Origin of the sequence: Allobosea sp. TND4EK4 (genome assembly GCF_900156025.1) — a bacterium.
GTDB lineage: Bacteria > Pseudomonadota > Alphaproteobacteria > Rhizobiales > Beijerinckiaceae > Allobosea.
Map to the genome: position 1 here is coordinate 1 of NZ_FTMO01000043.1, position 5,161 is coordinate 5,161.

The window sequence follows — 5,161 nt, forward strand, 5'->3', positions numbered from 1 at the left end:
CGACACCGTCTTCACCATCGACGCCGACACCACGCTGACGCTGAAGGGCGTGCACCTCGCCAGCCTCGCGGCAGACGACTTCCGCTTCGTCTGAGGCTCGGCCTCCCCACCAACCAGAGAGGGCGCCCGAAACGGCGCCCTTTTTTGATTGCGTCGACGCAGCCGCGAAGGGGCCGGCAGGAGTCTGCACGCAGGCACGCCTCGGCCCCCCGGACGGGGCAGCCTGTCTTTGCCGCGCGGGCTGGGTTCAGGGCTGGCCTGCAGGGCTGCTGTGCTCGCCGACGGACACCTGGACCAGCACGGCGTCGTGGCGCCAATATTCGAAATCGCAGTCCTTCGCATCGCCGTCGCGGGCATGGTGGACGCGGGTCACCAGCAGTGCCGGGCTGCCATTCGACACCCGCAGTGCCGTCGCGGCGGCTCCACTCACGGCCGTCGGCGTGATTTGATAGGTCATCCGCCCATAATGGAAGCCGTACACGTCGCGGTAGATCTCGGTCATCGAACCCGAGAGATCGTGCGCGAACAGCCCCGGAAACATCTGCGGCTGAAAAAAATGTTCGACATAGAGAACAGGGCGTCCGTCGATCGAACGGACCCGGCGCACGCAGGCGATGTCGCCGGCCGGGGGCAGGTCCAATAGCGCGGCGACACGAGCTGGGATCTCCGCGGTCTGCATGTCCAGCACCTGCGTGCTGGGTACGCGCCCCTGCTCGCGCACGGCTTGCGCAAAATGGCCGCGCGCCTGTGGATCATAGATGAAGCGGGCCGGAGAAATATACCAGCCGCGTCGCTCCTCCCGGTAGATCAGCCCTTCGGCTTCCAGCCGGATCAGGATTTCGTGCAGCGTCACCCGCGACGTGTCGAACGCGACGCAGAGATCGCGTTCGGACGGAAGGCGATCTCCCGGTTTGTAGATTTGCTGGGCGATCCGGTCCTGGATCGCCTGCTTGATCGCGGCAACCCGTCCGCGGACATCGCCGCGCAGGGTCGCCTCCGAAGCGGGCGGGACAAAAATTGTCATCGTCTTAACCCTGTCACTCAGTCGTCAAGCTAGCCTTCTAGCGTCCGCAATACCTGGACTAGTCCAGACGGAAGCTAATTCAGATCAGAGCCTTAACCTAGCCTTCGTCCAACGTCTCCGCGGAGAATCTCTCGTCATGTCGCTCGAACTCGCTACTCTCGCCGCCCCTGCGGCCCCGCTCAAGGCTCTGTTGATGAAGCAAGGAGGCGAGCCCAACACGCTCGATCTCGTCGCGACCTTCGGCGAGGGCTACAGCTTCAGCGTCGAAGGCACGAACGGCGATGCCGTCGCGGCCACCGTCGACGCCAACGGCGTGCTGACCTTGGCGGCCGGCGCGCTCGGCCATTCCGACATCCGCATCGTCGCGACGAACGCCGGCGGCCAGACCGTGACCGAGGACTTCCGCGTCCGCGTCGCAGGCGAGCACGCCTACACCATTGCCGTGCTGCCCGACACGCAGGACTATTCGGCCAATTACGCCCCGGCGGCGATCTTTTCGAACATGACCAACTGGCTGGTCGACCACAAGGACGCGTTGAACATCCAGTTCGTCACGCATGTCGGCGACGTCACCTATGGCAACAACGCCACCCAATGGCAGCGCGGCGAAGCGGCGATGCGCATCCTGGACGGGAAGATTCCGTATTCGCTCCTGCCCGGTAACCATGACCTGGCGCCCGGCGGCAGCGCCTCGGCGCGCACGGACGATCTGCTGAGCCAGTACTTCTCCGTGGCGAAGCAATCGCAGCTTCCCGGTTTTGGCGGCGTCTACGACAAGGAGCCTGACAGCTACGCCAACAACTACTCCACCTTCACTGCGCCCGATGGCACCAAATGGCTGGTGGTGAGCCTTGAATTCGGACCGCGCGACGATGTGCTGCGCTGGGCGGGCGAGGTCGTGGAAGGCCATCTCGATCACCGCGTCATTCTCTCGACCCATGCTTATATGGCGGGCGACGGCCGGGTCGGACCGGTGACGGAGCAGCTCACCGGCGAGAACGCCGGTCCCTCCTACGGTCTCGGCAACGACGTCCGCGGCGCCTCGGATGGTGATGGAATCTGGAACAGCTTCGTCAGCAAATATCCCAACATCTCCTTCGTGTTCTCGGGCCATAACTTCATCGACGGTGCCGAGACGCAGATCGATTATGGCGCCGGCGGCCAGCCCGTCTTCCAGATGCTGGTGAACTACCAGAATGGCGTCGCCCGCGAATCGACCGGCAACGGCACCCCGGGTCAGGGCACCAATGGCGGCAATGGCGCGATCCGCCTGGTCACGATCGATCCCGACAACGACGCCGTCTACACCGAGACCTATTTCACCGAACTCGACGATTACATGGACGGCTATCGCGGCAAGGAGGAACTCGATCGCGACGGGCTCACCGGCCCCTATCGCGGCCATCAGGAGACCTATACCGGCATCGACATGTCGAAGCCGGCGGCCGTGCCCTTCGCCAAGGCCGGCCACGATCAGCTGATCGAGGCCGCCGAAGGCGATCATGCCGCCGTGACGCTCGATGCGTCGGCCACGATCGTCCCCGCCGGTGCCACGGCGAGCTTCGTCTGGAAGGACGTCGACGGCAAGGTGGTCGGCACCGGTGCGGCGCCCACCATCGACCTCGCCACAGGCGCGCATGTTCTGACGCTCGAGGTCAGCACGCCCGATGGCTATGTCAGCCGTGACGAGGTTCGCGTCATCGTCGAGGGGGAGAGCACGCTCCTCGTCGACGACTTCAACGACGGCAACAGCACCGGCTGGGCGCCTCCCGGTGCCGCGAAGCTGGTCGAATACGGCTCGGCGGCGGATTTCCGCCTGCCGGCCCTGCCGGGTGGCGACGCGGATGTGATGCGGTTCCCGCAATACACCGCGCAGCAGCACCTGGCGCTTTCCACCCATGCGACCGCGCCCGGGGGCGACGGCCTGCTCTGGTCCTACAGCCTCGTCATGGATGTGCTGATCAAGGACGACCAGCCCTGGACCTCGCTGTTCCAGACGCAACTCGCCAACAGCAACGATGCCGAGGTCTATCTGCGCAATGACGGCGACGGCACGGGCAGCTTCGGCATCAACGGCGTCTACAATGGCGACTTCAAATATGGCGAATGGCAGCGTGTCGCCTTCACCCTCGAGCGCCAGGGCACCAGCAACACGGTCGTCCTCAAGACCTATATCGACGGCACGCTGGCGGGCACGCAGAGCATCAATGACGCCGGCCGGTTCAGCGTCGATGCCACCCGCGGCATCCTGCTGTTCAGCGACGATGGCGGCGACACCTCGGGCGGTTATCTCAACAGCCTGCTGTTCAGCGATCGCGTGCTGACGGCAGCGGAGATCGCCGGCTTCGGCGCGGCATCGGCCGGTGGCATTTCCGCTGCTCCGATCGCAGGCGCGACCCAGTTCGACTTCGACCAAGGCACGCTGGCCCCGAGCTTCGGCGCCGGCACGCTGGCGCCGTCGGCCGGCGGCGCCACCCCGACGACGCCGTTCAAGGTGGTCGGCACGGTGCAGTCCGGCGAGGTCGGCGGCGAGGGAACGCTCAAGGACCTTTCCAACAGCGGCACCAACATGCTCGTCTGGGACCAGGCCGGCGCCAAGAACTGGACCGATTATGTCTATGACCTGACGCTGAGCACGGTGGACAACAGCGGCAAGGTCGGGGTGGTCTTCGGCTATCAGGACGCGCAGAACCACTACCGCATGACCTTCGAGGTCAATGGCAATGCGCGCAGCCTGGTGAAGGTGCAGGACGGCGTCGAGACGGTGCTGGCCTCAACGCCGCGCGGCCTCATGATGGGCGCCGAGCACGCTCTGCGCGTGGTCTTCCTCGACGGCCAGATCAGGGTCCTTCTCGACGGCCACGATGTCTTCGGCGGCCCTGTCGTGGATGCCGCGCCGCTGGCCGCCGGCACGGTCGGCGTCATCAGCCAGACCCAGGACGGCGCGACCTTCGACGATGTCGTCGTCAACCGCGCCGTGCTGACGGCGCATGGCGAGAGCGCTGCGCCTGGGTTCGATCGCGATGGCGACGGCCTGGCCGAGGTCTCGGTCACCGCGGCGTCGTCCTTCGGACCAGACGACATCGTCTCCTATCGCTGGCTGCTGGCCGGCGAGGAAATCGGCACCGGCCGGACCGCCGTGCTCTCGCTGCCGGCGGGAACGAAAGACCTCGTTCTGGAGGTCACTGACGGCACGGGCCGCAAGGCCACCGATGTGGTGGCGGTCGAGGTGGTCGGGCGTAGCCAGATCCTGCTGTCCGAGGGCTTTGCCGGGGGGCTGTCGGATTGGGCGCTGGTCAATGAGGGTGAGAACGGCGTCGCCGCGACCTGGCGCATCCAGGACGGCGCGCTCGTTCAGGATGCCGATGTCAGCTCCCGCCAATTGGTCAGCGACTGGAACGCCAGCGCCAGCAACCCCTGGTCGCTCGGCTGGAGCCCGCTGGGCGATGGCGACTACATCCTGCGCAAGGGGACATACGCGCTGTACCAGGGTGAAGGCGCGCGCGACTGGAAGGACTATTCCATTCAGGCCACCCTCAAGGGCGGCGGCAACGACGTGATGGGCGTGCTGTTCTATTACCAGGACGCCGGCAATTACTATAAGCTGGAACTCGACAACTCGACCGGTTACTTCCAGCTCACCCGCCTGGTCGATGGTGTCGAGACGATCCTGGCTCGTACGGCCGGCCGCTACGCGCTCAATGCCGCCCTGCCGCTGCGCGTGGACATCAACGACCATGTCATCGACATCTATCTCGATGGCGAACGGATCTTTGAGAACGTTATCGAGGACCGCAACCATGATGGCGGCAGCTTTGCGCTCTACAACTGGAGCGCCAATGGCGGCGTGTCCTATGACGATGTCACGGTCGTCTCCCTGGCAGAGAACGTCAGCGCCCCGATCATGGGCACGGCGGGCGACGACGTGCTTGTCGGCACGGCAGGCGACAACGCGATCGCCGCGCTCGCCGGCGACGACGCGGTTTCGGCTGGTGCTGGCAACGACACGGTCGATGGCGGGGCTGGCGACGACACGCTGTCGGGCGAGGCGGGCGACGATCTGCTGAAGGGCGGGGAGGGCGACGACGCGCTGGGTGGCGGTCTCGGCAACGACGTGCTGATGGGCGGCGCCGGTGA

2 protein-coding genes are annotated in these 5,161 nt (G+C 65.7%); one reads left to right on the top strand and one right to left on the bottom strand.

Annotated features, from left to right (window positions below; genetic code table 11):
- Nucleotides 1-247 precede the first annotated feature (247 nt).
- Nucleotides 248-1,024 (bottom strand): UTRA domain-containing protein, encoded by a 777-nt coding sequence (locus BW981_RS22050; protein WP_076443129.1) that lies wholly within the window; start codon nt 1,022-1,024, stop codon nt 248-250.
- A gap of 136 nt (nt 1,025-1,160) precedes the next feature.
- Between BW981_RS22050 and BW981_RS22055 the strand changes: the two genes are divergently transcribed.
- A partial coding sequence (locus BW981_RS22055) for a metallophosphoesterase (RefSeq protein ID WP_175624198.1) occupies nt 1,161-5,161 on the top strand: 4,001 nt, incomplete at its 3' end.